Genomic DNA, 26,393 nt, shown 5'->3' with positions numbered 1-26,393 from the left:
CCAAAAGACAACCACGAATGCGGTGAGCGAACCCATGCAACAACCCGGCGACGTCCTCATTGCCACACTCGGCGGCAAACCACAGGTCATCACCTTTGCGCTGGATTTGTTTTTGCGGGCGGGCATTCATCCCGCCGACGTCGTGCTGGTGCATCTGTCAGAAGAAGACCCGCGGATTGCGCGCTCGCTCGACGTGCTGGCGGACGCCTTTCGGCATGGTTTGTACAACGGGTATCCCATGCGCTTGCACACGCACCCCCTGGCGGATGGGCGGCGCGTGTTGCGCGCTGTTGCCAACGCGGAAGACGCCGACGCCGTTTGGCGCACGTTCGTTGACCTGTTCAGGGCGTACAAGGCGCAGCATCGCCGCGTGCATCTGCTGGTGGCGGGTGGTCCCCGCTTGTTGGGGGCGTTGGCGTTGAGCGCCGCCATGTTCACCCTGCATCAGACCGACAAGGTGTGGCATGTCTTCACCCCGCGCGAGGTGCGCCTGGCGGTTGCGGAAGAAGGGCGGTTGCACCCGCGTCCCGAAGATGGGGCGCATCTGGTTGAAGTGCCGTTCCTGGCGTTGGGGCGCACCTTCCCATTGCCGACAACCGCGCACGACCAGTCGAGCGCAGAGATTTTGCGCCGCCAGCGGAGCATTTTGGATAGTGTGGAGCGCCGACGGTGTGAACAGGTGTGGGAGGCGCTGACACAGCGCGAGCGCGATGTCCTCGTGCTCTATGCGCAAGGGTTGAGCACAGCGGAGATTGCGGCGCGGTTGCATCTCTCGGAAAACACCGTCAACTCGCACCGCCGCAAGATTTTCCAGCATGTGCGCAACGCCTGGAACTTGCCGGAAGACCACGATTTGCGCTACCACCATCTGGTGGATTACTTTGGCGTCTTTTGTCAGGAGTATGTGACGTGGCGCATTCAGGAATGAAGGGCTGATTTTGAGAAGGGGGAAAGTATGCGGAAAAGTGATTTGCAGCGCCTGAGCGAATACCTGTGGGAAATTCCCGCCGACTACCGCGCCGATATGCGCGTTCCTGCACGCCTCTACGCCAGCGAAGCCTTGCTGGATGAGGTGCTCCACGACCGCAGTTTGGAACAACTCATCAACGTCGCCACATTGCCCGGCATTCAAAAATACGCCATCGCCATGCCGGATATTCACCAGGGCTACGGCTTCCCCATTGGCGGCGTGGCGGCAACGGCGTTGCCCGACGGCGTCATCTCACCGGGCGGGATTGGATACGACATCAACTGCGGCGTGCGCTTGCTGGCATCCGACCTGCACGAAGACGAAGCCCGCCCCTATCTTGAAGATTTGGCGACCTTGCTCTACCAGTATTGCCCCAGCGGTGTAGGGCGTGGCGGGCACTTCCCGCTTTCCAAGAAAGAAATCGAACGGGTGGCCGTTGAAGGGGCGCGCTGGTGCTTGAAAAACGGCTATGCCGATGAGGACGATTTGCTGCATACCGAAGAAGGTGGGTGCATTGAAGGCGCCGACCCCGGCGCGGTGAGCAAAGAAGCGCGTGATCGCGGGCGTGAGCAGTTGGGCACACTCGGCGCCGGCAACCACTTCCTGGAAGTTGATGTGGTGCGCACCATTTACGACGGCGCCGCCGCCGCGGCGTTTGGGTTGTTTGAAGGGCAAGTGGTGGTGCAAATCCATTGCGGTTCGCGCGGTTATGGCCACCAAATCGCCACCGACTACGTGCGCGCATTCCAGAGCGCCGTCCACAAATACGGCATCGTGCTCCCCGACCGTGAACTGGTCTGCGCGCCGCTCAACACGCCCGAAGGGCGCGACTACCTTGCCGCCATGCGGTGCGGCGCGAACTTTGCCTTTGCTAACCGCCAAATGCTCGCGTTCCAGGTGCGCCGCGCCTTTGAGGATGTCTTCTTGCGTGAAGGCTTGCCGTGGGAAGTGCGCCAGGTGTACGACGTGGCGCACAATATCGGCAAAATTGAGCAGTACGAAATTGACGGCGAGCAGCGCACGGTCTGCGTGCACCGCAAAGGTGCAACCCGCGCGTTTGGTCCAGGACGCCCCGAAGTGCCCGCCGACTATCGCCATGTCGGGCAACCGGTGCTCGTGCCCGGTTCTATGGGGACGGCGAGTTATGTGCTGGTCGGCACGAATGACGCCATGCTGCACACGTTTGGCAGTAGTTGCCACGGCGCTGGTCGCCACATGAGCCGCCGCCAGGCGCGCAAAGCCATTGGCGGCAACACCCTGCGCGAACAACTGGAAAAGCGCGGCATCGTCGTGCGGGCGGGCAGTCTGCGCGGCTTGTCGGAAGAAGCCCCCTTCGCTTACAAAGATGTGGTCGAAGTGGTGGACGTGGTCGAAAAGGCGGGGATTGCCCGCAAAGTGGCGCGGCTGGAACCGCTCGCCGTCATCAAGGGGTGAGGTGTGGGCACGCTCTACATTGTCGGGACACCCATCGGCAATCTGGAAGATATCACCTTGCGCGCCTTGCGCATTCTGCGTGAGGTGCAGTTAATTGCCGCCGAAGATACACGCCACACGCGCAAACTCTTGGCGCATTATGACATTCACACGCCGCTCACCAGTTATCACGAACACAACCGCTTCACCAAACTCCCCGCCATTCTCGACGCCCTGGCGCGCGGCGACGTGGCGCTCGTCTCCGACGCCGGCATGCCCGGCATCAGCGACCCCGGCGCCGAATTGGTGCAGGCGGCGGTACAAGCCGGCCACACCGTCTCGCCGGTGCCGGGACCGTCGGCGCTGATTGCCGCGCTGGTGGCGAGCGGCTTGCCCACAGAGGCGTTTGCCTTCTTTGGCTTCTTGCCCCGCAAGGCGGAAGAACGCCGCGCACGCCTGCGCGACCTGGCGGACTGGCCGCATACGCTCATCTTCTACGAAGCCCCGCACCGCCTGGCGGCCACCCTTGCCGACATGGTCGCCGTGCTGGGCGGAGAGCGGCGCATTGTCATCGCACGCGAATTGACCAAATTGCATGAAGCCTTTTGGCGCGGTACACTCGCCGAGGCGGTGAACATGGTGCGCGAAACGCCGCCGCGTGGCGAAATCACGCTGGTGGTGGAAGGCGCCGCACCGCAAGAGGCGACCGAGCCGCAACAGTGGACGCGCGAACAAGTCGAAACAGCGTTGCGCCGTCTCGCCGCCGAGGGCATCACAGGGGCGCGCGCCGTCAAGCAAGTGGCGCGATTGTCGGGCTGGCCGCGCGACGAAGTCTATGCCGCATGGTTGCGCATGACGCCCGAAGAAGACGAAACCGAGGAGGAAACAGAACCATGAAGACAACCATTCTGGATACGCCGGAGCAATTCGCCACACTCGACCCTGAGAACATGCTCGCACGCATTGCGGAATTCCCGCAGCAAATCCTTTCCGCCTGGAATGTTGTGCAGAACACGGCGCTTCCCTCAGCGTTGGGCGAGCAGGTGGACGCCGTTCTGGTGCTTGGCATGGGGGGCAGCGCCATCGGGGGCGACCTGGTGGCGGGGCTGGTGCAAGAGACCGGCCGCGTGCCCGTGCTGGTGCACCGTGGCTACGGGCTCCCCGGCTGGGTCAACGAGCGCACGCTGGTGATTGCTTCGAGTTATAGCGGCAACACCGAAGAAACGCTGAGCGGGTGGCGCGCCGCCGCGGAACGGGGCGCACAGCGCCTGGCAATCACCACGGGCGGGCAACTGGCGCGCGAAGCCAACGAGGCGCGTGTGCCGCTCGTCAGTTTCGCCTACGCAGCGCAACCGCGCGCCGCTTTGGGGTACAGTTTCACGCTGTTGCTGGGCGTGTTGAGCCGCCTGGGCTTCATCGCCGACCCCACCGAGACACTCATGGCGGCGGTCCGCCACCTGGAAGACGTGGGAAGCGGCTGGCAACCTGACGTTCCCACCGAGGAAAACAGCGCCAAGCAACTGGCGGTCTGGTACGCCGAGGGGTTGCCCGTCATCTTTGGGGCGGAGCATTTGGGCGCGGTCGCCCGCCGCTGGACTACCCAAATCAACGAAAACAGCAAAGCCTGGGCGGTCTGGAACGAAATCCCCGAATTGAACCACAACGTCGTCGTGGGCTTGCCCTATCCCAAAACGCTGCTCCCCCACTTGCGCATCACCAACCTGCGCTCGCCCTTCTACCACCCACGCAATACGCGCCGCTTTGAGATTACGCGCGAACTGGTGGAGCGCGAAGGCATTCCCCAACGTGATGTGCATGTGTCCGCCGAAACCCCGCTGGCGGAAATGCTCGCGTTGATCTGGCTGGGGGACTACGTGAGTTATTACCAGGCAATGCTCAACGGGGTGGATCCCACGCCGGTTGAAGCGATTGCGTACTTGAAAGGCGAATTGGCGAAGGCATGAAAACGTTGCCAAGCGTTCAGGACGGCGAATGATATGAAATTCAAGCAAGGAGGCTTGCCATGTTGAAAGTGACGGAACCCGTCTGGCTGCCGCCGACGGGCACCCTGCCGCATGGGGTGTATGAAAGTATTCTCGATACGATTGGGCGCACGCCGCTCGTCAAACTCAAAAAAGTCACGCGTGGGCTCAAACCGACCGTGCTCGCCAAATGTGAATTCATGAACCCCGGCGGCTCGGTCAAAGACCGCATTGGGATTGCCATTGTGGAAGACGCCGAAAGACGCGGCTTGTTGAAGCCCGGTGGCACCATCGTCGAAGCAACGTCGGGGAACACGGGCGTTGGGCTGGCGATTGCCGCCGCAGTCAAGGGCTACCGCGCTGTGTTCGTCATGCCCGACAAGATGAGCGAGGAAAAAATCCGCCTGCTGCGCGCTTTCGGGGCGCGTGTCGTGATCACGCCAACGGCGGTTGCGCCGGATGACCCGCGCAGTTATTACAGCGTCTCGAAGCAAATTGTCGAAGAAACGCCGAACGCCATTCTCGCCAACCAGTACTACAACCCCGCCAACCCCATCGCCCACTACTACACAACCGGTCCCGAAATTTGGGAAGGCACGGAGGGGCGCATCACCCACTTTGTCGCCGGCATGGGCACAGGGGGCACCATTACCGGCACGGGCAAGTATCTCAAAGAACAGAACCCCAACATTCAGGTCATTGGTGTGGACCCCATTGGTTCCATTTTGCATGATTACTTCTACACCCGTGAAATACCGCCCGCCCACACGTACAAGGTGGAAGGCATCGGCGAGGATATTCTGCCCGGCACGCTCGATTTTGACTACATTGACCGCGTCATCCAGGTGACCGACCGCGACAGTTTTCTCATGACGCGCCGTCTGGTGCGCGAAGAAGGCTTGTTCTGCGGCGGTTCCAGCGGTTCAGCGGTCTGGGCGGCGTTGCAGGTGGCGCGTGAAGCAGGACCCGACGATGTGATTGTAGTCATTCTGCCCGACAGTGGGTCGCGCTACCTCAGCAAGATTTTTGATGATGATTGGATGCGCGAAAACCGCTTCCTCGATTACAGTTTGCTGGGTGAAGGGCGTGTGGTGGATGTGTTGGCGTTGAAAGGCGACCAGGAAGTGATTACCGCCACGCCCAAAGAGCGCAAAGTGGACGTCATCCGCAAGTTGAAGCAGTACGACATCTCGCAAGTGGTGGTGGTGGATGAAGAAGGGCGCTACCTTGGCGTGGTCAGCGAAATGGATTTGCTGGAACACTTGCTGAGCGCCACGCACACACACGCCCGCGATGAAACCATCGAGGACATCATCTCCACGAACGTGCCGCTGGTGGGACCCGAAACGAGCGTTGACGCGCTCGCCGAAGCCTTTGTGCAGTCGAATGTGGTGGTTGTCGTCAACAGCGACAACACAGTGGCGGGCATTCTCACCAAGATTGACTTGATTGATTACATGGCGAAACAACTGCGCTAATCCCGCAGTCTCGATGAGGAGACACCTATGCGTGACGAAACGAACCTGCACATTGAAACGTTGACCATTCACGGGGGGCAATCGCCCGAACCGACAACGGGGGCGGTGATGCCCCCCATCTTTCAAACATCCACCTACGCGCAACGTGCGCCGGGCGAACACAAAGGCTACGAGTATTCGCGTACCGACAACCCGACGCGCCACAAACTCGAAGCCAACCTCGCCTCGCTCGATGGCGCACGCTACGGGCTGGCGTTTGCGTCGGGCATGGCCGCCATCACTACCATCATGATGCTGTTGCGCGAAGGCGACCATGTGGTGGCGATGGACGACCTCTACGGCGGGACGGTGCGCTTGTTCGAGCAAGTGCTCCGCCAATTCGGGCTGGATTTTACGTATGTGGACATGACAAACCCCGACAATCTGGATGCGGCGTTGCAGCCCAACACGCGCATTGTGTGGGTCGAGACGCCCACAAACCCCTTGCTGAAAATCGTGGACCTGGCGGCGGTGACGGCAAAAGCGCACGCGGCGGGGGCGCTGGTGGTATGCGACAACACCTTCCTCAGCCCCTATTTCCAGCGCCCGCTGGAATTTGGCGTGGACATGGTGCTTTATAGCACCACCAAGTACCTCAACGGGCATAGCGACGTGGTGGGTGGTGCGATTGTCACCAATCATGAGGACCTTTTCCAGCGGCTCAAATTCTTGCAGAACGCCGTTGGCGCTGTCCCTGGTCCTATGGATTGCTGGCTGACGCTGCGCGGTATCAAAACCTTGCATGTGCGCATGGACCGCCACCAGGCGAACGCCATGCGGATTGCCGAATGGCTGGAAGCGCACCCCAAAGTGCGGCGTGTCTACTACCCCGGCTTGCCCAGCCATCCCCAACACGAACTGGCGGTGCGCCAGCAACGCGGCTTTGGCGGCATGGTCACCGCCCTGCTCGATACCGATTTGGAGGGCACGCGCCGCTTTCTCAGCGCGGTACGGCTCTTCACATTGGCGGAAAGTTTGGGGGGCGTGGAATCCCTGATTGAGCACCCCGCCATCATGACGCATGCCAGCCTGCCGCCTGAACGACGCGCCGCGCTGGGGATTGGCGATTCGCTTGTGCGGCTCAGCATTGGGATTGAGCATGTGGATGATTTGATTGCCGACCTCGAACAAGCACTCGCAACCATCTAATCGTGGGGGAAAAAGCGAGCGCCCGCTGGGGAACACCCGGCGGGCGTTTTTCTTTTTTGTCGCCAAGGGCGTTTTGCAAACCTACGCAAAATGCTATACTGGCGCGCGCTCAACTTTTGCAAACTTCATCCATCCATGGCTGGCTGGGGTGAAGAAGGAGGCAACGCATGGCATTACTTCTTTCGATGGTTGACGTGCTGCTGAGCATGCTGTTCACCGGGCTGGTCTTGCGCCAGTGGCTCGAACGCCGCAAGCCACATCAACTTTTGTGGGCGTTTGCCCTGCTCATCTGGACGGTGGCTGTCTCGGCGGAAGTCATCGCCACCATCGCCGGCGTCTGGACGCCGTTCACCTACCGCCTCTACTATGCCACCGGGGCGTTGATGGTTGCCGCGTGGTTAGGGGCTGGGTCGGTCTTCCTGGTTGCGCCGCGTCGTGCGGCGTGGGCGTTCCTGGCGGTTGTCTTTTTGCTTTCGGCGATTGGCGGCGCGCTTATTTTCACCCACCCCATTGACGCCTCGCTGCTCACGCACACCGATACATTGGGCTTTGTCGAAACCAAAGTCTTCCCCTTCATTCCCGTGCGTATTTTCATCGTCATCAGCAACATTTTGGGCACGATTGCGTTTGTCGGGAGTGCGCTCTACTCCGTTTGGAAACTGCGCCACAGCGCCTTTGGGCAGAGCCGCACCGTGGGGGTTGGACTGATTGCCATTGGCGGGCTTGTTGCCGCGAGTGCGCACAGTATCGGCGTTTTGGGTGGACCGGGGCTGTTCCGGTTGAGCGAGTTACTGGCTGTACTCTTCATTTTTAGCGGGTATCTCATCAGCAACATCTCACTCGACCGCCAAACCGTGTTCACCCCCCAAACGTCCTGACACTGAAAGACGGCGTGCGGTACACGGCGAACGTGTGCCGCACGCTGCGCTTCTTCCTCTCTCACCTGCTTCTTTCTTGAAAAAATCATCACCGCCCCTTTTGAAATCTTTCACGTGGCATACATGCGGCACTCCTACCCTGTGGACAGGCCCTTGGAGTGAAAGATGCGAAAGGAGGACCGCATGGCTTTGTATGTTCGCGCATTGACCCCCGAAGAAGAGACCATCTTGCGCGAGTGGGCGGCTGGTGATGACCCCGATTTGCGTCATCGCGCGCAAATCATTTTGCTCTCGCACGAAGGTTACCGCGTCCCCGAAATTGGGCGTGTGTTGCATGCTCACCCAACCAACCTGCGCAAGTGGATTCATCGCTTCAACAAGCAGGGCGTGGAAGGGCTGATTAGCCCCCGCTCAGGTGGTGCGCCCCCCCGTTTTACCGAGGAACAGAAGCAAGCCATCGTGCAACTGGCCATGACCCCACCGCGCGAGTTGGGCTTGCCGTTCACCCGCTGGACGTTGCACAAGTTGGCGGAGGTGGCTGTTCAACAAGGTATTGTGGAGAGCATTAGCCACGAATATGTGCGCCAGATTCTCAAAAGCGCTGGTGTGAACTACCGCTCCTTTCCCGCCTACTATGCGTGGATTCGACCCTAAGCGGAAAAGGCAATAGTGCGAAAAGCCGCCCCGTGTGGGCGGTTTTTTGTCTGAATGGTGAAGATGCTGTAAGCGGCGTGGGACAGGTCTTCATGCCCTGTTCATAGAGCATTGGTACAGTCGAAGCAGTCGAAGCCCCATTCAAGGATTCCGAGGTGGTCATGCATACCTGGCATACGTTGACGACTAGACAGCATGTACGCGAAGTCTTTATCACGGGCGCAACAAGTATGCTCGGTGCGGCGCTCGTCCAGCGTTTGTTGCGCGAAGGTGTGCGAGTGCATGCGTTAGTGCGCACGCCCGACCAGGCGAACCAGATGCGCGCCATGGGGGTATCCCCTGTGGTGGGCAATCTGGCGCGGTTGGAGGTGGATGGGTGCCGGCTGGCGCTGACGTGCTGCGATGCGGTGATCCATCTCGCGGCAACGATGGACGAACAAGCCCCCCAACGCCTTTTTGAAACCAATGTGCGCGGCACAAAAACGTTGATGCGGGGGGCGCAGGCCGCCGGTGTGGGGCGGTTTTTGCTGGTCAGCACGCTGGCGACCCTTTCCGCCGCTTTGCAAACCCCACTGCACGAACCGACCCCCGACCTGCGTCCAAGCCACTACGTGATGAGCCGTTTTCTTGCCGAGGAAATTGTTTTCAGCGGTTATCATCAGGGCGTTCCGTCCATCGTGCTCAACCTGGCAACCATTGTGCCGCCAACATTGACACAGCATTCAGCGTTGCGCGCTTGGCTGGCGTCGCAGCCCATCCCCCACGATGCGGGAACGCGGCGCGTACATCTGCTCACCTTGGAGACGGCTGTGGAAGCCATCTGGCAGGCGCTCATCCGCGGTCGCCCAGGGCAGCGGTACGTCATCAGCAATGCCGAGCAGACGCTTGCGTTCGATATGCTCATCCCGCTTATGCTCTCTGCACGTCGGAATGGGGGCGGGCTTCTGGCGCCGCACGACCACCCTCCCCTTTTGCACACCACCACACTCGACCATGGAGACGCCTTGGGGCTTACCTACGACGCTCCCGTGCTCGCCCTCGACACGTTGCGTGGCGAGCGCTGGCTGTTCGATGAGTCCGTGGTCATGCCGTGGCGCTCCTGAAACACCGACGTGTGAACAAAGGCAAGCGGCGGCGCATGTGCCGCCGCTTTTTGTTGAATTGACAGCCCCCGCGCTCTTTGTAGAATGTGCCCGCAGTGTGTTGAGAACGTATCATGACAAGGAGCGTCTCATGGAAACCTTGATTGCCGTCATTCTCTTCTTGATTTTCATGCTGGTGGAAGGGTGGCTTTCCGTCTGGTTCTTGTTCCGCCGTGCTGAATAATCCGAGCGGCAAGCGCCTGCATGACTTTGCAGGCGCTTTTGTCTGGAAGCGTGGGAGCGGCTGGTTCCCGGTGGAGCCCCCGGTCTTCAAAATCGGTGGGGCGCGGCGCTGAGCCGGGCCCGGTGGGTTCGACTCCCATCCGCTCCCGTGGCAACAAAAAAGCGGCCCATGGGCCGCTTTTTTTCGTTCTGTTCTGGCGAGACGGTCAGGCATAGAGGAACATCGCCAGTTGCGAGCGATATTTTTGCGTCAATGGGTGGTCATCGCCCAGTTTCTCGAAAATCGCCAGCATGGCTTTGCGCGCGCCGTCATCTTTGTATGAACGGTCGCGTTTCACCACTTCCAGAAACTCAGCAAGCGCTTCGTCATAGCGTTCCTGCGCACTCAGCAGGCTGGCAAGCGCAAAGTGGGCTTCCACATCGCCGGGGTTTTCCGCCAGGCGGGCGCGCAATTCATCTTCGCCGGGACCTTGCGCCACCTGCTCCTTGATAGCAATCTCCGCCAGGAGTTGCGCAGCGCGTTGCCCCTGTGGCGTTTCTTCGGGAATGCGCGCCAGCACCTCGCGCGCCTCGTCAAAACGCCCACGATTGACCAAGAATGTGGCAAACGCCAGCGCGCCATCCCAGTGGTCGGGATTGTGCTCAAGCACCTCGCGGAACAAGGCTTCGGCGCGCTCATCAAACCCTTGCGACGCCAGGCGCTGCGCTTCGGCGATTTTCTCATCCTCGGGCGAAGGAATCAACTGTTCGATGAAGCGGCGCACCACAGGCTTGGGCTGCGCGCCCACAAACTCGGCTACGATTTGCCCATTGCGGAAGGCTTTGACAGCCGGGATGCCCTGAATCCCGTAGCGCATCGCCAGCCCCTGGTTTTGGTCGGTGTTCACCTTCGCCAGAATGAAGCGCCCGCCGAACTCTTCCGCCAGTTGTTCCAGCACAGGTCCCAACATGCGGCATGGTCCGCACCAGGGCGCCCAGAAATCCACAACAACAGGCACCTCGTATGACTTCGCCAGTACCTTGCTCTGAAAATCCTGCTCGTTGACATCAATCACATACGGTGCGTTTCCCATACACTCCCCCCCTGTATTCATATTTTGCGGCTATTGTACGGAGAAGCAGACAAAACGCCAAACAGCGCGGAGAAAAACGATGAGACCGGTCGCCCCGCTCGACCGGCCTCATCACTGCACACACAGAAGGAGGAGGTGCAACCTTTTGTTGCGTGCACGCCACAGTGTAAAAGGCTTTCATGAGAAAGCGATGAAGAGTTGCTGAGAGTTTCATGAGAATAGTGCGTGTGTGTGGCGGATTTGCCACCTTGTGGGCTTTGTGATACACTTCAACCAAACAATCGTTTGATTGGTAAGCACCATGAGCGAGATACCACGCACCCGCCGAGATGAACTGTTGCAAGCCGCTGCGCACCTGTTTGCGCGCAAGGGCTATCATGCCACGTCTATGCAGGATATTGCCGAAGCCCTCGACATCTTGCGGGGGAGCCTCTACCACCACATTGAAAGCAAAGAAGCGCTGTTGCTCGAATTGATGGAACGGGGTGTGCGCGGCTTGCTCGAAGAAGTGTTGCCCGTTGCCGAACAAGATTGGCCGCCGGAGCAAAAACTGGCGGAGATTATTCGGCGCACCACCGTTGCCATTGCTGAACACGCTGACTTCATGGCGGTTTTTCTGCATGAGATGAAGTCGGTGCCGCCGGAGCGGCGTGGTCCCATCGACGAATTGCGCCTGCAATACGAAGGGCTGATTCGCCAGGTGTTGGAAGAAGGCATGCAAACGGGCGTTTTTCGCCGTCTGGATACCCAAATCACCCTCTTTGGCTTGCTTGGCATGGTCTCGTGGACGTATCGCTGGTACAACCCGCAAGGGCGGCTGACGCCTCAGCAAATTGGCGACATTTTTGTGGATATGTTGCTGGGGGGGCTGCTGACCAATCCGGAGGAACGCACACGCCTGCTGGCTTCGCGCGAGCACGAGGCGTGATGGTGGTGCAAGAACAACGGCTGTCAAAACCAAGGAGGATGCCATGAGTATCAATTTCCACCTGAGCGAAGAGCAGAAAATGCTCCGCGAAATGGCGCATGATTTTGCCGCCAATGAAATCGTCCCGGTGGCGGCGCACTACGATGAGACGTGCGAATTCCCCTGGGACATCGTCAAGAAAGCGCGTGAAGTCGGCCTGATCAACACGAACATTCCTGCTGAATATGGCGGGGGTGGGTTGCACGCTTTTGAAGAAGCGCTCATTGGCGAAGAGCTGGCATGGGGCTGCACGGGTATCAGCACCGCCCTGAACATCAACAACCTGGCTTCCATTCCCATCATCGTGGCGGGTTCGGAAGAGCAGAAGAAGAAGTGGCTCGGCTCGTTGGTGGATGGCGCAATGGCGAGCTACTGTGTGACTGAGCCGGGCGCCGGTTCGGACGTGGCGGGCATGCAGTCCACCGCGCGCAAGGTGGGCAATGAATACGTCATCAACGGTACCAAGACGTTCATCTCCAACGCCAGCGTGGCCGACTTCTACGTGGTGTTTGCCTACACCGACAAGTCGCAGAAGCACATGGGCGTGAGCTGCTTCGTCGTCGAACGCGACCGCGAAGGCGTGAGCGTCAGCAAGAAGTTCGACAAGATGGGGCAGCGCGCCAGCGATACGGCCGAAGTGACCTTCGAGGAAGTGGTTGTGCCCGAAGAAAACCGCATTGGTCCCGAAGGCGCCGGCTTCTTGATTGCGATGAAGGTGTTTGACGCCAGCCGCCCAGGTGTGGCTGCGGCTGCGGTGGGCTTGGCGCGCCGTGCGATGGAAGAAGCCATCAACTACGCCAAGGAGCGCGAAGCCTTTGGCCAACCCATCTACAAGTTCCAGGCGGTGGGGCACAAGTTGGCCGATATGGCGATGAACATCGAAGCGGCGCGTTTGCTGGCGTGGCGCGCGGCCTGGCTGCTTGACCAGGGGACGCCGAACACGAAGTTTGCGTCGTTTGCCAAGGCGTTCGCCGCTGATACGGCGATGAAGGTGACGACCGACGCCGTGCAGATTTTCGGTGGGTACGGCTACATGAAGGAATACCCCGTCGAAAAGCTGATGCGCGACGCCAAGGTCTTCCAGATTTACGAAGGTACCAGCGAAATTCAACGCAACATCATCGTCCGCGAGCTTGTCAAGGGGCGCTAAACCGAGAGGGGCACCTCCTTCCTGTTCGCAACAGGGCGACGCGACTGCGTCGCCCTGTTGTGCTTTTGTCGGTGGGCTTATTCGACGATTTTCCCGTCAGTGGGGCGAAAACGCTCCCGCGAAAGGATGACGGCGCTCTCGGCGGCTTCTCCGCGCCCCCCTGCGCTCGTCGTATCCCCCTCTTCTTGCACAATCTGCTGCAAGGCGACTTGCTCGCTCTCGCGCAGGTGCAAGCGTGCGCCTTCTTCCAGCAGACGGCGCGCCAAACGTTGCTGCACCAGGCGCACCAGGTCGCTTGTGGTTTGATAGGTGGCGTAGGGCACATCCAGCGTGTGCAAAAACTCCCGCCCGGCGGGTGTGCGCGACACACCGGTTTTGACCGCCACCACCATCGGGCGGCGTGCGCGGCGCGCCAGCCGCCATTCCAGCCCCACAGGGGCGCGAATATCGTGCCCCAGCACCAGGATGAACAAATCGGCTTCGGTCAGGGCCTCCTGGTCTATGGGACCCTCGGCTGGTGATTGCTCGACGCGAAACGCCAGCGTCACTGGCAGTTCAGCAATCATGCGCGCCAAGGCGTCGCGTTCGCTCGCCACGTCATCGGCGGCGGCGATATAGACCGTCACGACGTTGTCCGCAGGTAAGGGTTTGTTCGGCATGGGTTTTCCCTCCTTGGCGTACCGGCGAAGTTGTTCCCCAACGTTGCTGTTCAGAATGGCCAAATGACTGGAATCACAAGTATAGCCAAAATCAAAAAGAGCACGTTGAGAATGCCGCCTGTGCGCACGTAGTCGGTGAAACGATAGCCGCCGGGCCCATACACCATGGTGTTGGTTTGGTAGCCGACCGGCGTCATGAAGGCGGATGATGATGCAAACGCGACCGCCACAAGCAACGCTTTCGGGTTGGCGCCGATTTGCTGGGCGGCGGCGAGCGCCACAGGCGTCATCAACGCGGCGGTGGCATTATTTGACATAAACTGTGTAAGTACAGAAGTGAGCAGGTAAAACGCCCCCACCATCGCCATGGGTCCCCACGGCTGGACGAGTGAAATCGTGGCTTGCGCCAAGAACGCCGCCGTTCCGGTTGTCTCCATCGCCGTTCCTAACGAGAGCAAGCCCGCCAGCATGACCAGCACTTGCTCATCGAGGCTGTCGTAAGCTTCTTCCATCTTCAAGACGCCGGTGAAAATCATCGCCACGGCGCCCAGGATCGCGCTCCCTGTGATTGAAATCCAGTTGAGGGCGGCAACGAGAATGACGAGCGTCACAATGAGCACCGCCAGCGGGGCTTTTTCGGGGCGCTGAAACTGTGCCGGCACTTCGCCTAACACGATGAATTCGGGGTATTGGTAGAGTTGCTCCACATCGTGACGTTCGCCGTAGAGCAACAAAACATCGCCGGGTTGGAGCACCACATCGGCAAGCTGTTCCTGAATGGCTTGCCCATGGCGTTGGATGCCAAGCACCAGCACCCCGTACCGGTGGCGGAAATTGATCGAGCGCAGGCTTTCGCCAATCAAATGCGAATGCGGTGCCAAAACCGCTTCGACCATGATGTGCGACGTATCGCGCCCCAGGTTGTCGGCGCCTTTGGCGTTCGGAAGCAAGTGCCAGCCGGCGCTGCGGCTGAGCCTGACGAGCGTTTCAATGTTGGCGCGCACCAACAATACGTCGCCCGCCAGCAGGCGGCGGGTAACCCCCGGCAAGCGGACTTCATCAACTTCGCGCAAAATGTCCACGATTGTGATGTCGAAATCGGTGGCGATTTGGGCTTCTTCGACCGAAAGCCCTACAAGCGGCGACGTTTCCAGCAGTTGCACTTCGGTCATGTATTCGCGAAGCGCGTAGCGACTGCGCACACCTGTGGGGGGTTGGCGTTCGGGCAACAAACGGGGTGCCACAAAAATGAGATACGGAATGCCCAGCAGAATCGCGCAAAGCCCCAAGGGCATGAACTCGAACAGCCCAAACCCAGGTTGACCATGGGCAACCGCAATGCTGTTGACCAGAATGTTGGTGGATGTACCGATGAGGGTGGTCGTGCCGCCAATCATGGCGGCGAACGAGAGCGGCATGAGGATGCGCGAGGGGCTAATGCCCGCGTCGCGGCTCATTTTCAACACCATGGGCAAAAAGACCGCCACGGCGGCGGTGTTGTTGATGAAGCCCGAAATCAGCGCCGTGACCGCCAAAATGGTGAAGAGCATGCGGCGTTCGCTTTGCCCGCTGAAGAAGAAGAGGCGTTGCCCCAGCGTGTTCACCGCCCCTGTGCGTTGAAGCCCGGCGCTGAGCACGAACATAGCGGCAACTGTCACCGTGGCTGGATTGGCAAAGCCTGCAATGGCTTCCCTCGGCGTAAGGACGCCACTTCCCACCAAGAGCGCCATAACAAGCAGGGCGACGGCGTCAATGCGCACCCGTTCGCTGAGGAAGAGCGCAATGGTGAGCGCGAGAATGCTCAGCACCCAAACATGTTCGATGCTCATGACGGCTCCTGCCGGTTGTTCGCCACTCGCTTCTTTCGTGCGCTCATCTTACTTGATGAATGCGCTCGCGTCGAACATTCCCCCTGATGTGTGTCAGAGTGCCCCTTCGCGACATAGCCACCGGGGCGTGTGCTCTATTCTTAAATTTTCCGACTTTTTATTGTCAATCACTTGCAAATGGGTACAAAGTGGTGTAGAATGGGCACGAAAGTGGGGAAAAGTGGGAGAAAGTGGGAGAAAAGGGGGCGTTTTGATGGTCAACCCCCTATGCCGGTGGGGAATATTGTAGAACGGATGTTCCGAAAATGAAAACACAGTTTTTGGGCGAATTTGCATACTCGATTGACAGTAAAGGCCGGTTAGTGATTCCGGCCAAGATTCGCCATGCCTTCGACACCGGCATTATTCTCACGATTGGGCTGGAAGGGTGTTTGTGGGGGTTCACCCGCGAGGGGTGGGAACGCTTTGCCGAAAAACTTTCCAGCCTGCCTGTGGGGATGGCGAACGCCCGCGCCTTGATGCGGCTCTTTTTCTCCCAGGCGGTTGATGGTTCGATGGACAAACAGGGGCGTGTGCTGGTGCCCGACAACCTGCGCGATTACGCCGACCTGGATGGCGAAGTGGTGATTGTAGGGGTGGGTGACCACATCGAAATCTGGTCGCCCGAGCGTTGGGAAGCGTTCAAAGCCGCCCAGCACGCGCAATTGGAACAGATGGCCGAAGCCCTGGCCGATTTTGGTATCTGACGTATGCACCAGCCAGTGCTGTATGCCGAAGTGCTTGATGCTTTACAACCCAAAAGCGGCGGCGCGTACATTGACGGCACGGTCGGGGCTGGCGGGCATGCCGAAGGCATTCTGGAACGTTCAGCGCCGGATGGGCGACTGTTGGGGCTCGACCAGGATCCGACGGCGCTGGAAACCGCCGCGCAGCGGTTGGCGCGCTTTGGTGAACGTGTGGTGCTGGTGCGGCGGAATTTTCGTTTTTTGCGAGACGTTGCCGAAGCGCACGGGTTTGTTGGTGTTGATGGAATCTTGCTCGATTTGGGGTACTCATCGTTGCAAATAGACGACCCGTCGCGGGGGCTTTCTTTTCGCGCCGATGCACCGCTGGATATGCGGCTCGACCCCGACGCACCGCTCACCGCCGCCGACCTGGTGAACACGCTTCCCGAAGATGAATTGGCTGACCTGATTTATCGCTATGGGGAAGAGCGTCGCTCACGGCGTATCGCGCGCGCCATTGTCCAGGCACGCCCGATTCGCACCGCCCGTGAACTCGGCGACCTGATTGAGAAAACGGTCGGGCGGCGACGTGGGCAACGCATTCATCCAGCGACACGCACCTTTCAAGCCTTGCGTATCGCCGTCAATGATGAGTTAGGCGCGTTGGAAGCCGTTTTGCCGCAGGCGATTGCGCTGTTGCGGTCGGGTGGGCGGCTGGCGGTCATCTCGTTTCACTCACTTGAAGACCGCATTGTGAAGCACTTTTTCAAGCAAGAAGCCACCGATTGCTTGTGCCCGCCCCATGTGCTGGTGTGCGAATGTGGGCACAAAGCGCGTGTGCGGCTGGTGACGCGCAAGCCGATTGTCCCCACCGCCGCCGAGATTGAACGCAATCCGCGTGCGCGGAGTGCCAAGTTGCGAGTTGTGGAAAAACTGTGAGAGCGAGGGCGTATGGCATCTGAAAGCCGTTTGATGCGTGAATCTGTCTGGCGTGTGCAGCAAACGCGCCCTGTGCGCCGTTTGAGCGCGTTTTCGGGTGAGACCGCGCAGCGGGCGTTGTTGTTGGTCGTGCTCATCGGCATTTTGCTCTTCCTCTACCTGGCGCAAGTGAGCCAGGTGGCCACAACCCAATTCGACATCGAAAAAATGGAGCGCGAATACATCCAGCTGCAAGAAGCCAACCGTGAGTTGGAACGCCAGATTGCCGAATTGGAAAGCCCCGAACACGTGTTGCAATTTGCCCGTGAAAACGGCTATGTGCCCGTGTACGAGGCTGAGTATCTCGTGCTTCCAGCAGAACCCGCCAACCAGAGCGAGCAAACGCCATGACGGTCATCCAATCGGCGGGGTAGAGCGTCGGTATGTTTCAATATGAACGGTGGCACCGCCCATCATCCAACCCAGATGAAGCAACAGACACCGAGCGCCTCGCGGCGCTGGTGGCGACACGTCAGCGCCGCATGTACGTGATGCTGGCGGTGATGGCGGGGGTGTTCACATTGCTGGCGTGGCGTCTTTTCTACTGGCAGGTGCTGGAACGCGAAGCGGTGCTGGCGTTGCGCCCATTGGCGCGGGTTGAACAGGCGGAACAAGCCCCGCGTGGCACCATTCGCGACCGCAACGGCTACCTGCTGGCGATTGACACCACGCGCTACAACATCGGCGTCTCGCCCAACCTAATCGCAGACCCGGAAGCACTGGCGGCGGAAGTCGCGCCGTTGATTGGACGCTCGGAGGAAGAATTGCAAGCGCTCTTCACACGCGACGAACCCTATGTGCGCATTGCCAGCATGGTGCCCTACACCGTGGGGCACACGTTGGCGAACATGGAAACGCCGGCATTCGTCATCGAGCCGGTGATTTTGCGTTCGCACCCCAATGGGGCATTGGCGGCGCACGTGGTCGGCTTCGTCAACCTCGACCGCCAGGGCTACGGCTTGGAGCGCACCTTTGCGGATTGGCTGGAAGGCGGAGAGGTCCCATGTTCGCCCCCGCTTTGCCGTGTGGTGAGTGAGACGGTCGCTGAGGAAGTCAAATTGGGGCCGCGCGTGTTTGTCCCCACGCGCGAAGGCGTGGACCTGGTGCTCACGATTGACCGCAACATCCAGTTCATGGCGGAACAGGAGTTGCAAGCCGCCATTGAAATGTACGGCGCGGAAAGCGGCACCATTATCGTCATGGACCCCAAGACGGGCGACGTGCTGGCGATGGCAAATTGGCCATCCTACAACCCCGACGAGTACGCCAACGTGCCCGCTGAACGCTTCATCAACCCCGCGATTTCAGAACAGTATGAGCCGGGGTCAACGTTCAAGGTGATTACGGTTGCCAGCGCGCTCGACGCCGAAGCCATTCAGCCGGATATGGTCTTCAACGATACCGGCACGCTCGAAGTGGGGGGGCGTATCATCAAAAACTGGGATGGCAAAGGGCGTGGTCTCGTCAACTTGCGCCAGATTTTGGGCTATTCGCTCAACACCGCCACGGCGTGGATCAACACGCAGTTGGGCGTTGAGCAATTTTTGGCGTATGTGGATGCGTTTGGTTTTGGCAAGCCCACCGGTATCGGGATGCCCGAAGAAGCCGCGGGCGCGGTGAAACGCCCCGGCGATGGCTTGTGGCATCCCAGCGACTTGGGCACCAATGCGTTTGGGCAAGGCATTGCCGTCACCCCCATTCAGATGACGCGCGCCTTTGCCGCCATCGTCAATGGGGGCAATCTCGTGCGCCCCCGCCTCATTCGCGCCGTGGTGGACCATGGGCGCATTTTGGAATTTGAGCCGCAAGTGGACGGGCAACCGATTAGCCCCTTCACGGCGCACTACATGCAAACCTTGCTTGCCGATGCGGTGGAATTGGAAACGCGCACGGCGCTCATTGACGGGTATCGCATCGGCGGCAAAACCGGCACGGCGCAAGTGCCCATTCCCGGTGGCTATCACAAAGAGGATACCATTGCCAGTTTCATCGGTTATGCGCCTGTGGACGACCCGCAGTTCGTGATTCTGGTGAAACTGGACAAACCCAAAGGTGAATTTCGGTGGGGGTCGCAAAGTGCCGCCCCGACGTTCCAGCGTTTAGCGCGGCGCTTGTTGACCTACATGAACATCCCACCAGACCGCTTACGTCTTTCACAACGTTGAAGCACATTTGCAGGAGTGAATGCCGACATGCCGACGATCGCCGAGGTCTACCAGGGCTTGACAGGAAAGCCGCCGCCGCACGGGGGCGAACAGCCCGTGGCTGACTGGGTAGCCGATAGCCGCCTGGTGCGTGCAGGTGCGGCATTTGTGGCTGTGCCGGGGGAACAAACCGACGGGCACAACTACATCGGCGAAGCCCTGGCGCGTGGCGCGGTGGTGGTCATTGCCGAACGGGCGCGTTTTGCCCCGACGGAAACGCCCGCCACGGTGGTGGACGTTGCCGCCCCCGACGTGGACGCCCTGACGCCGCCGGTTGTGTTCCTTGTGGATGAAAGCCTGCATGCTGTGCAGGAATTGGCGGCATGGTGGCGGGCGCGCGCCAATCCCGCTTTGCGGGTTGTGGGGGTGACCGGCTCAGTCGGGAAAACAACCGTGAAAGAACTCACCGCCGCGGTGTTGGCGCAGCGGTTCCGCACCTTCAAAAGCCGTGGCAACTACAACAGCGATATTGGCTTGCCGCTGACGTTGCTCACCATGCCGCTCGACACCGAGCGCGCCGTGCTCGAAATGGCGATGACGCGCCGGGGCGAGATTGCCCGCCTGGCGGAGATTGCCCGCCCACACGTGGGCATTGTGACGAATGTGGAACCGGTGCACTTGGAGCGCCTGGGTTCGATTGAAGCCATCGCCGCCGCCAAAGCCGAACTGGTGGAAGCCCTTCCGCCCGACGGTGTGGCGATTTTGAACGGTGATAACGAATGGGTGCGCGCCATGCGCGACAAAGCGCCTTGCCGCGTCTTCACCTACGGCTTGTCGCCCGACAACGATTTGTGGGCGAGCGATATTGTCAGCCATGGGTTGGAAGGCATCTCGTTTCGTTTCCACTATGGCGATGAAACCGTGTTTGCACGGTTGCCGCTATTGGGGCGGCACAGCGTGCATGGCGCTTTGGCGGCCGCCAGTGTGGGACTGCTGGAAGGGCAGCCCTGGTCGGAAATCATCGGCGCATGGCGCAAACTGGCGCAGATGGAACGGCTGCGCATTGTGGTTGTGCCCGGTGTGAACGGTTCAACCTTGATTGATGACACCTACAACGCCAGCCCGCCCAGCGTTCTGGCGGCGCTCAACCTGCTGGCGGATTTGAACGGCCGCAAGGTGGCCGTGCTGGGCGATATGCTGGAACTCGGCGAGTACGAACGCAAAGGGCACGAACTGGTGGGCATCCGCGCCGCCGAAGTGGCCGACCTGTTGGTGACGGTCGGACCGCGCGCCCACCTGATTGCCGACGCGGCGCGGAGTGCCGGCATGCCGCCCGACCGCATCATCGAAGTGGAAGACCGCCAGGAGGCGATTGCCCGCCTGCGCGAGGTCTTGCAACCCGGCGATATGGTGCTGGTGAAAGCATCACGAGGCATACGGCTCGATGAAGTCGTCAATGCGTTGGCTGTATCGCCGCATGAACGGGGTGAACGCTAATGTCGCTCTCGTTGACACTCGGCACGCTCTCGTTTCTGTTTGCCGTCATGTGGGGGCGACCGCTGATCAACTTTTTGCGCGAACACCAGATAGGCGAAGCCATTCGCCTTGAAGGCCCGGCGCATCATCAAACCAAAGTGGGCACGCCCACCATGGGCGGCATCATGATTATTGTGCCGGTGGTGATTTTCAGTACGCTGTTTATTTTGCCGCAATACCAATCGCTGGCGTTGCCGCTCTTTGTCATTTTGGCAACCGGGTTTTTAGGGCTGGTGGATGATTACACCAAGTTGCGCCAAAAATTGCGCGGACAACCCAAAGAAGGGATTTTGCCGCGCCATAAAATGTTCTGGTTGTTGGTCATCTCGACGTTGGCGGCGCTGGTGTTGCATTTTGTTTTTCAATTGGAATCCATCGCTATCCCAACCATCCCGGAAAAAATACCGATGGGGCTCTTTTACATCCCTGTGGCGATTTTCATCATCAGCGGCACAGCCAACGCCGTCAACCTGACGGATGGCCTGGATGGGCTGGCGGGGGGCGTCGCCGCCATCAACTTCGCCGCCTACGGCGTCATTGCCGCCAAGCAGGGGCAACCGCACCTGGTCACGTTCTGTTTTTCGATGACGGGCGCTATTCTGGCGTTTCTCTGGTACAACGCCCACCCGGCGGAACTCTTCATGGGGGATACGGGGAGTTTGGCGCTGGGGGCGACGTTGGGCACCGTGGCGCTGATGACCGGGCAATGGCTGTTGTTGCCGGTGGTGGGCATTGTATTCGTCAGCGAGGCGCTCAGTGTCATTTTGCAGGTGGCGTATTTTCGATGGACGGGCGGCAAACGCCTGTTCAAGATGGCGCCTTTGCACCACCATTTTGAACTGCTGGGATGGAGTGAAGTGCAAGTGGTGCAACGGTTCTGGCTGATTAGCATGCTGAGCAGCATGATTGGCGTGGCATTAGCGTTGTTGTGAGAACGCAGCGCGATGAAACCGACCGAAGCATGGACAAGGGGCGCAGAAAAGGGGGCTGTTATGATGAAAACATTTGCCGACCGACGAGTCACGATTTTGGGCTTGGGGCGCGAAGGCATGGCGTTGACGCGCTTCATGGCCAAACGGGGCGCGCAGGTCATTGTCAGCGATCGGCGTGGGCTGGCCGACCTGGCTGACGAAATCGGACAGTTGGCGGGTTTACCCGTCACATGCGTTCTGCGTGATCACCCCGAAGACATTTTGGAGACGGACATTTTGTTCGTCAGCCCCGGCATTCCGCGGAGTGTGCCGATTGTGCGGGCGGCGGAAGCGCGGGGTGTGCCGGTCAGTAGCTTGACGGAATTGTTCTTTGAATTGTGCCGTGCGCCCATTGTTGGCATTACTGGTTCGGCTGGGAAAACGACCACCACTACGCTCATCGGCGAAATGCTGAAAACCGACCGCCGCCGCAAAACGTGGGTGGGCGGCAATATTGGTCGCCCGCTGATTGAAGAGGTGGACGATATCCGCGCCGGCGATTGGGTGGTGCTTGAATTGTCCAGTTTCCAGCTTGAACATTTGCGCCGCAGCCCCCATGTCGCGGTTGTGACGAATGTGCGCCCCAACCATCTGGACCGGCATGGCACCTTTGAAGCCTACCGCGACGCCAAAGCCAACATTTTGCGCCACCAAAGCGCCGATGACGTGGCTGTGCTCAATTGGGATGACCCCGAGACGCGCGCCCTTGCCGAGCTGGCGCCTGGGCGTGTGCTCTGGTTCAGTCGGCGTGAGGCGGTGCCGCAAGGCGCGTTCGTGCGCGATGAGATGATTGTGGTACGCGATGGCGAGCGCCTGGTGAAAGTCTGCTCGCTTGCCGAGATTGGTTTGCCCGGCGAGCACAATATCGAAAATGTGCTGGCGGCTGTCACTGTGGCGCATGCTGTGGGCGTGAAACCGGGTACGATGGCGCGCGTCATTCGCTCCTTCCGCGGCGTGGAACACCGGCTGGAACTGGTACGCGTCATTGACGGTGTGCGCTGGGTCAACGATTCGATCGCTACCAGCCCCGACCGCACCATTGCCGCCCTGCGTGCGTTCCCCGAAGATGCGGGGCGTATCATCTTGCTGGCGGGCGGGCGCGACAAACACTTGCCGCTGGATGAGTTGGCGCGTGAGATTGTGGCGCGGGTGAAGTATCTGGTGCTGTTTGGTGAAATGGCGCCCAAAATCGAAGCGGCTGTCAAACAAGCCATGTTGCAGGCAAACGGTACGGGGCGGCGTGTCCCCATTCGCCGATGCCTGACGCTGGAAGAAGCCGTTGCCGTCGCAGCCGAGGTCAGCGAAAGCGATGACCTGGTTCTGCTCAGCCCAAGCGGCACCAGTTTCGACGCCTTCCGTGACTACGAAGAACGCGGTCGCCGCTTCAAGGAGTTGGTGCGGCGCTTGCCCACCGCTGCCGAAGTTGCGTATCAGAACCGCCTGGCTCGGCTGGCGAGTGGCGCACGCTAAAAGCAGGAGTTGTACCGCATGACACATGCAACCGCCGTCAACACAACCGAGCGCCGCCGTTTCCGCCGTGCGGCCTGGCAGCAACGCCGCACCGACTACGCCTTGCTGGTGGTCGTGCTCATGCTGTTGGGCGTCGGGTTGCTGATGGTCTACAGCGCCACCTATTCGCTGGGCTACTACAACTTTGGCGACAGCACCTTCTACCTGAAACGGCAAGCCTTGTGGGCGTTGGTAGGCTTGACGGCGATGACGCTTGCCTGGCGCATTGATTATCGTGTCTGGCAACGCTACACCATTCCTTTCATGGCGGGCACACTGCTCATGCTGGTTGTTTTGCTCATCCTGGGGCGTAGCCGCTTTGGGGCAACACGCTGGTTGCTGAATGGTTCCGTCCAGCCGTCCGAACTCGCCAAACTGACCGTGATTCTCTACATCGCGCACTGGGCGAGTAGCAAAGGTGAGCGCATTCGTGACGTGCGGGTGGGCTTGATTCCTTTCGCCGTGCTGGTCGGCATTGTGTGTGGTTTGATTTTGCTCCAACCGGATTTCAGCACGTCGTTGCTCATCGGCGCGACGGCGGGCATTATGTTCTTCATTGCCGGCGCTGACCTGAAACAGTTTCTCAGCGGTGGCGCGATTGCCGCCGCAACGTTGTACATGGTGGCGACACGCGCGGGATATCGCAGCGCCCGCATTCAAGCGTTCAAAGACCCCTTTGCCTATGCCGACTCGGTGGGCTACCAGATTTCGCAAACCCTGATTGCCCTGGCGAGTGGCGGTATTTTCGGGCAAGGGCTGGGCACGAGCCGAGGCGATGTGGGGACGTTGCCCGCCGGTCATACGGATGTCATTTTCGCCATTCTGGGGCAGGAACTGGGATTGGTGGCTGGCTTGTTTGTGTTGGGGTTGTTTCTTTTCTTCGGGTATCGGGGGTATCGCATTGCGGCAACCGCGCCTGATGGGTTTGGGGCGCTGTTGGCGTGTGGCATCACCACCTGGATTTTGCTGCAAGCCGCTGTCAATGTGGCGGTGGTGACAAACACCGTCCCGTTCACCGGTATTCCTTTGCCCTTTATTTCCTTCGGCGGCTCGGCGCTGGTCACGGCGCTGACGGGCGTGGGGCTGCTGTTGAGTGTGAGCCGTTGTGAAGCCGTGCATGAGGAAGAGGCGCGCGAATGATGGAGAACGTGGCCATGCCCATGCCGACAACCGCAGAAGAGACAAAGACGGCGCTGCGCCTGGTCATCACGGGCGGCGGTACGGGTGGCCATGTCTATCCGGCGCTTTCCGTGCTGGATGCCGCGGACGACGCCCCCACGGTGTTGTGGATTGGGAGCACGGGGGGGCTTGAAGCGCCAATCGTTCAGCGCGCGGGCATTCCTTTCAAGGGGATTGATGCCGGCGGCTTGCGTGGCATGTCGCCTGTGAAGATGGCGCGCAACCTGATGCGCCTGGGACGCGGTTTTGTGCAAGCGTGGAGGCTGTTGCGCACGTTTCGCCCCGATGTGGTGCTGGCGACCGGTGGATACGTCACGTTTCCGGTGGGCGTGGCGGCGTGGTTGCAACGCATACCCATGCTCATCTACCTGCCCGATATTGAGCCTGGGTTGGCGGTGCGGGCGCTGGCGCCGTTCGCCACGCGCATTGCCGTGACGGGGGAAGCCGCGCAAGCGCATTTTCGCGCGGGAAAAACCGTGGTGACGGGGTATCCGGTGCGGCGGGCGTTGCAGGCGCTCCCCTCGCGTGAAGCGGCGCGCGCGCTGCTTGGCATTCCGGCTGAGGCGCGTGTGGTGCTTGTGACGGGGGGCAGTCAGGGGGCGCATAGCCTCAACGAGGCGGTAGGGCGCAACCTGAACGCTTTGCTCGACATGGCGCACGTCATTCACATTCATGGCCGCTCCGATGGCGAGTGGTTGCGTTCACTGCGCGCGGCATTGCCCGACGCTCTGCGTCAACGCTACCATCTGTTTGACTATCTGCACGAAGAAATGGCGGCGGCTTTGCGCGCCGCAGATATTGTCGTCGCGCGTGCCGGCGCTTCCACGTTGGGGGAATTGCCGGCGGCGGGCGTCGCGGCTGTCTTGGTGCCGTATCCGTACTCGGGAGCGCACCAGTGGGCAAACGCCGAGTATCTGGCGGCACAGGGGGGCGCGTTGGTTGTGCCGGATGCCGAAATTGCTGCGCGTATTGTGCCTGTGGTGCGAACATTGTTAGAAGATGAAGCCCGGTTGCATGCCATGCAAGCGGCGATGCAACGCCTGGCACAGCCCGAAGCGGCGCAACGTCTCTACCGTCTCGTGCAAGAGATGGGGCAAGCCAAGCGGGACCGGCGGTCCAAATGAAGGGAGGCCAATGATGAACATCAACATTCACTTGCCCACAGAAGTTCACCTGACAGTTGACTTTATGATTTTGACTTATGTTTCCATTCTCTTTTTTGCCCTGCTCGGCGTGGTGGGTGGATGGAAACGCACAATTGCCACCCTGGCCGGTATCTCGTTTGGATGGCTGGTTGCGCTCAAATCGAGTGATTTTCTCATTCGCTTGATTCGTTTTGTGTTAGAAGTGGATTTTTCCGGACCGCGTACCGGCTTGTTCCAGATTGGGCTTTATGTGGCTTCAATGGTGATGGTGGTTGTGACATTCCACAACATCATCGAACGCACCCGGGGCGATCGGCGCGATAAACTCATCAGCCTCTCCTTGGGAAGCGTCGCCGGCTTTTTGTTCATGGTGCTTTTGCTTGATTTGGGGCGCGATTGGATTGCCGCCCATGTGAACAATTGGGCGCTTTCGCTCAACCTGGGCTACAACTTCGATTCAACCGGTGCGCAGACGGTCATCACCATTGACTTTTTGAACAACGCCGTCGAAGTCTACGAACGCATTGGCAATGGGCAGGTACTGATTTTGCTCGCCATTGTGGCTATTTTCTGGCACGGTTTCTTGTTCAGCACGATTGCGCGCTTGGATAAAAAATTGCGTTCAGCATAGGTGAGAGGC

24 protein-coding genes and 1 tRNA gene are annotated in these 26,393 nt (G+C 59.9%); 22 read left to right on the top strand and 3 right to left on the bottom strand.

Features of this window, described 5'->3' with window-relative positions; genetic code table 11:
- The first annotated feature begins 22 nt into the window (after positions 1-22).
- The 10 genes from SE16_RS11930 (at position 23) to SE16_RS15835 (ending at position 10,037) form a co-directional block, all read left to right on the top strand.
- Positions 23-928 (top strand): CRISPR-associated ring nuclease, encoded by a 906-nt coding sequence (locus SE16_RS11930; protein ID WP_161804540.1) that lies wholly within the window; start codon positions 23-25, stop codon positions 926-928.
- A gap of 27 nt (positions 929-955) precedes the next feature.
- Positions 956-2,404, top strand: a complete 1,449-nt coding sequence (locus tag SE16_RS11925; protein ID WP_054494364.1) for an RtcB family protein — start codon at positions 956-958, stop codon at positions 2,402-2,404.
- Positions 2,405-2,407: 3 nt separating this feature from the next.
- Positions 2,408-3,280 carry a 16S rRNA (cytidine(1402)-2'-O)-methyltransferase gene (gene rsmI / locus SE16_RS11920; RefSeq protein WP_054494362.1) on the top strand — a complete coding sequence of 291 codons (873 nt, stop codon included), beginning with the start codon at positions 2,408-2,410 and terminating at the stop codon, positions 3,278-3,280.
- The gene (locus tag SE16_RS11915) at positions 3,277-4,347 is read left to right on the top strand and encodes a bifunctional phosphoglucose/phosphomannose isomerase (RefSeq protein WP_054494360.1); all 1,071 of its coding nucleotides are present in this window, start codon (positions 3,277-3,279) and stop codon (positions 4,345-4,347) included. The genes rsmI and SE16_RS11915 overlap by 4 nt, the downstream gene beginning before the upstream one ends.
- A 59-nt stretch (positions 4,348-4,406) precedes the next feature.
- Positions 4,407-5,843, top strand: a complete 1,437-nt coding sequence (locus SE16_RS11910; RefSeq protein ID WP_054494358.1) for a cystathionine beta-synthase — start codon at positions 4,407-4,409, stop codon at positions 5,841-5,843.
- 27 nt (positions 5,844-5,870) lie between these two features.
- The gene (locus tag SE16_RS11905) at positions 5,871-7,031 is read left to right on the top strand and encodes a cystathionine gamma-synthase (protein ID WP_054494356.1); all 1,161 of its coding nucleotides are present in this window, start codon (positions 5,871-5,873) and stop codon (positions 7,029-7,031) included.
- A gap of 167 nt (positions 7,032-7,198) precedes the next feature.
- A complete protein-coding gene (locus tag SE16_RS11900; protein ID WP_054494354.1) occupies positions 7,199-7,909 on the top strand; it encodes a hypothetical protein in 711 nt (236 codons plus the stop codon).
- Between the two features lie 183 nt (positions 7,910-8,092).
- The gene (locus SE16_RS11895) at positions 8,093-8,563 is read left to right on the top strand and encodes a helix-turn-helix domain-containing protein (protein ID WP_054494353.1); all 471 of its coding nucleotides are present in this window, start codon (positions 8,093-8,095) and stop codon (positions 8,561-8,563) included.
- 161 nt (positions 8,564-8,724) lie between these two features.
- Positions 8,725-9,666, top strand: a complete 942-nt coding sequence (locus tag SE16_RS11890; protein WP_152918241.1) for an NAD-dependent epimerase/dehydratase family protein — start codon at positions 8,725-8,727, stop codon at positions 9,664-9,666.
- Between the two features lie 275 nt (positions 9,667-9,941).
- Positions 9,942-10,037, top strand: a tRNA-Sec gene (locus SE16_RS15835).
- Between the two features lie 57 nt (positions 10,038-10,094).
- On the opposite strand, the gene trxA is transcribed toward SE16_RS15835, so the two are convergent.
- Positions 10,095-10,961, bottom strand: a complete 867-nt coding sequence (gene trxA, locus SE16_RS11885; protein WP_054494349.1) for a thioredoxin — start codon at positions 10,959-10,961, stop codon at positions 10,095-10,097.
- Positions 10,962-11,262: 301 nt separating this feature from the next.
- On the opposite strand from trxA, the gene SE16_RS11880 reads away from it, so the two are divergent.
- Positions 11,263-11,889, top strand: a complete 627-nt coding sequence (locus SE16_RS11880) for a TetR/AcrR family transcriptional regulator (protein ID WP_054494347.1) — start codon at positions 11,263-11,265, stop codon at positions 11,887-11,889.
- A 49-nt stretch (positions 11,890-11,938) separates the two neighbouring features.
- Positions 11,939-13,078: an acyl-CoA dehydrogenase family protein gene (locus tag SE16_RS11875; RefSeq protein WP_060687685.1), complete on the top strand. Its 1,140-nt coding sequence runs from the start codon at positions 11,939-11,941 to the stop codon at positions 13,076-13,078.
- A gap of 77 nt (positions 13,079-13,155) precedes the next feature.
- Here SE16_RS11875 and SE16_RS11870 read toward each other — a convergent pair whose 3' ends face one another.
- Together SE16_RS11870 and SE16_RS11865 are read right to left on the bottom strand one after the other, a co-directional pair.
- Entirely contained in the window at positions 13,156-13,737 is a 582-nt protein-coding gene (locus tag SE16_RS11870; protein WP_054494346.1) for a hypothetical protein, read from the bottom strand.
- A 50-nt stretch (positions 13,738-13,787) separates the two neighbouring features.
- Positions 13,788-15,566 (bottom strand): SLC13 family permease, encoded by a 1,779-nt coding sequence (locus tag SE16_RS11865; RefSeq protein ID WP_054494344.1) that lies wholly within the window; start codon positions 15,564-15,566, stop codon positions 13,788-13,790.
- 305 nt (positions 15,567-15,871) lie between these two features.
- On the opposite strand from SE16_RS11865, the gene mraZ reads away from it, so the two are divergent.
- Genes mraZ through SE16_RS11815 form a run of 10 tightly spaced genes read left to right on the top strand, consistent with a single transcriptional unit; the run spans position 15,872 to position 26,384 of the window.
- Entirely contained in the window at positions 15,872-16,312 is a 441-nt protein-coding gene (mraZ, locus tag SE16_RS11860; RefSeq protein WP_054494342.1) for a division/cell wall cluster transcriptional repressor MraZ, read from the top strand.
- 3 nt (positions 16,313-16,315) lie between these two features.
- The gene (gene rsmH / locus SE16_RS11855) at positions 16,316-17,230 is read left to right on the top strand and encodes a 16S rRNA (cytosine(1402)-N(4))-methyltransferase RsmH (RefSeq protein ID WP_054494341.1); all 915 of its coding nucleotides are present in this window, start codon (positions 16,316-16,318) and stop codon (positions 17,228-17,230) included.
- A gap of 12 nt (positions 17,231-17,242) precedes the next feature.
- A complete protein-coding gene (locus SE16_RS11850; protein ID WP_054494338.1) occupies positions 17,243-17,620 on the top strand; it encodes a septum formation initiator family protein in 378 nt (125 codons plus the stop codon).
- Between the two features lie 32 nt (positions 17,621-17,652).
- The gene (locus SE16_RS11845; RefSeq protein ID WP_060687639.1) at positions 17,653-19,434 is read left to right on the top strand and encodes a peptidoglycan D,D-transpeptidase FtsI family protein; all 1,782 of its coding nucleotides are present in this window, start codon (positions 17,653-17,655) and stop codon (positions 19,432-19,434) included.
- Between the two features lie 27 nt (positions 19,435-19,461).
- The gene (locus tag SE16_RS11840; protein WP_054494337.1) at positions 19,462-20,910 is read left to right on the top strand and encodes a UDP-N-acetylmuramoyl-tripeptide--D-alanyl-D-alanine ligase; all 1,449 of its coding nucleotides are present in this window, start codon (positions 19,462-19,464) and stop codon (positions 20,908-20,910) included.
- Positions 20,910-21,881: a phospho-N-acetylmuramoyl-pentapeptide-transferase gene (gene mraY, locus SE16_RS11835; RefSeq protein WP_054494335.1), complete on the top strand. Its 972-nt coding sequence runs from the start codon at positions 20,910-20,912 to the stop codon at positions 21,879-21,881. The genes SE16_RS11840 and mraY overlap by 1 nt, the downstream gene beginning before the upstream one ends.
- A 60-nt stretch (positions 21,882-21,941) precedes the next feature.
- Positions 21,942-23,390: a UDP-N-acetylmuramoyl-L-alanine--D-glutamate ligase gene (murD, locus tag SE16_RS11830; RefSeq protein WP_054494333.1), complete on the top strand. Its 1,449-nt coding sequence runs from the start codon at positions 21,942-21,944 to the stop codon at positions 23,388-23,390.
- An 18-nt stretch (positions 23,391-23,408) separates the two neighbouring features.
- Entirely contained in the window at positions 23,409-24,569 is a 1,161-nt protein-coding gene (gene ftsW / locus SE16_RS11825) for a putative lipid II flippase FtsW (protein ID WP_060687637.1), read from the top strand.
- On the top strand, positions 24,566-25,732 hold the full coding sequence (gene murG / locus SE16_RS11820; protein WP_054494332.1) for an undecaprenyldiphospho-muramoylpentapeptide beta-N-acetylglucosaminyltransferase: 1,167 nt from the start codon (positions 24,566-24,568) through the stop codon (positions 25,730-25,732). Before ftsW ends, murG begins: the two co-directional genes overlap by 4 nt.
- Positions 25,733-25,745: 13 nt before the next feature.
- Entirely contained in the window at positions 25,746-26,384 is a 639-nt protein-coding gene (locus SE16_RS11815) for a hypothetical protein (protein WP_054494331.1), read from the top strand.
- Positions 26,385-26,393 lie beyond the last annotated feature (9 nt).

This window comes from Ardenticatena maritima (genome assembly GCF_001306175.1).
GTDB classification, from domain to species: domain Bacteria; phylum Chloroflexota; class Anaerolineae; order Ardenticatenales; family Ardenticatenaceae; genus Ardenticatena; species Ardenticatena maritima.
Note: the sequence above shows the minus strand (reverse complement) of the source record. Positions and strands in the feature narration are given on the sequence as shown.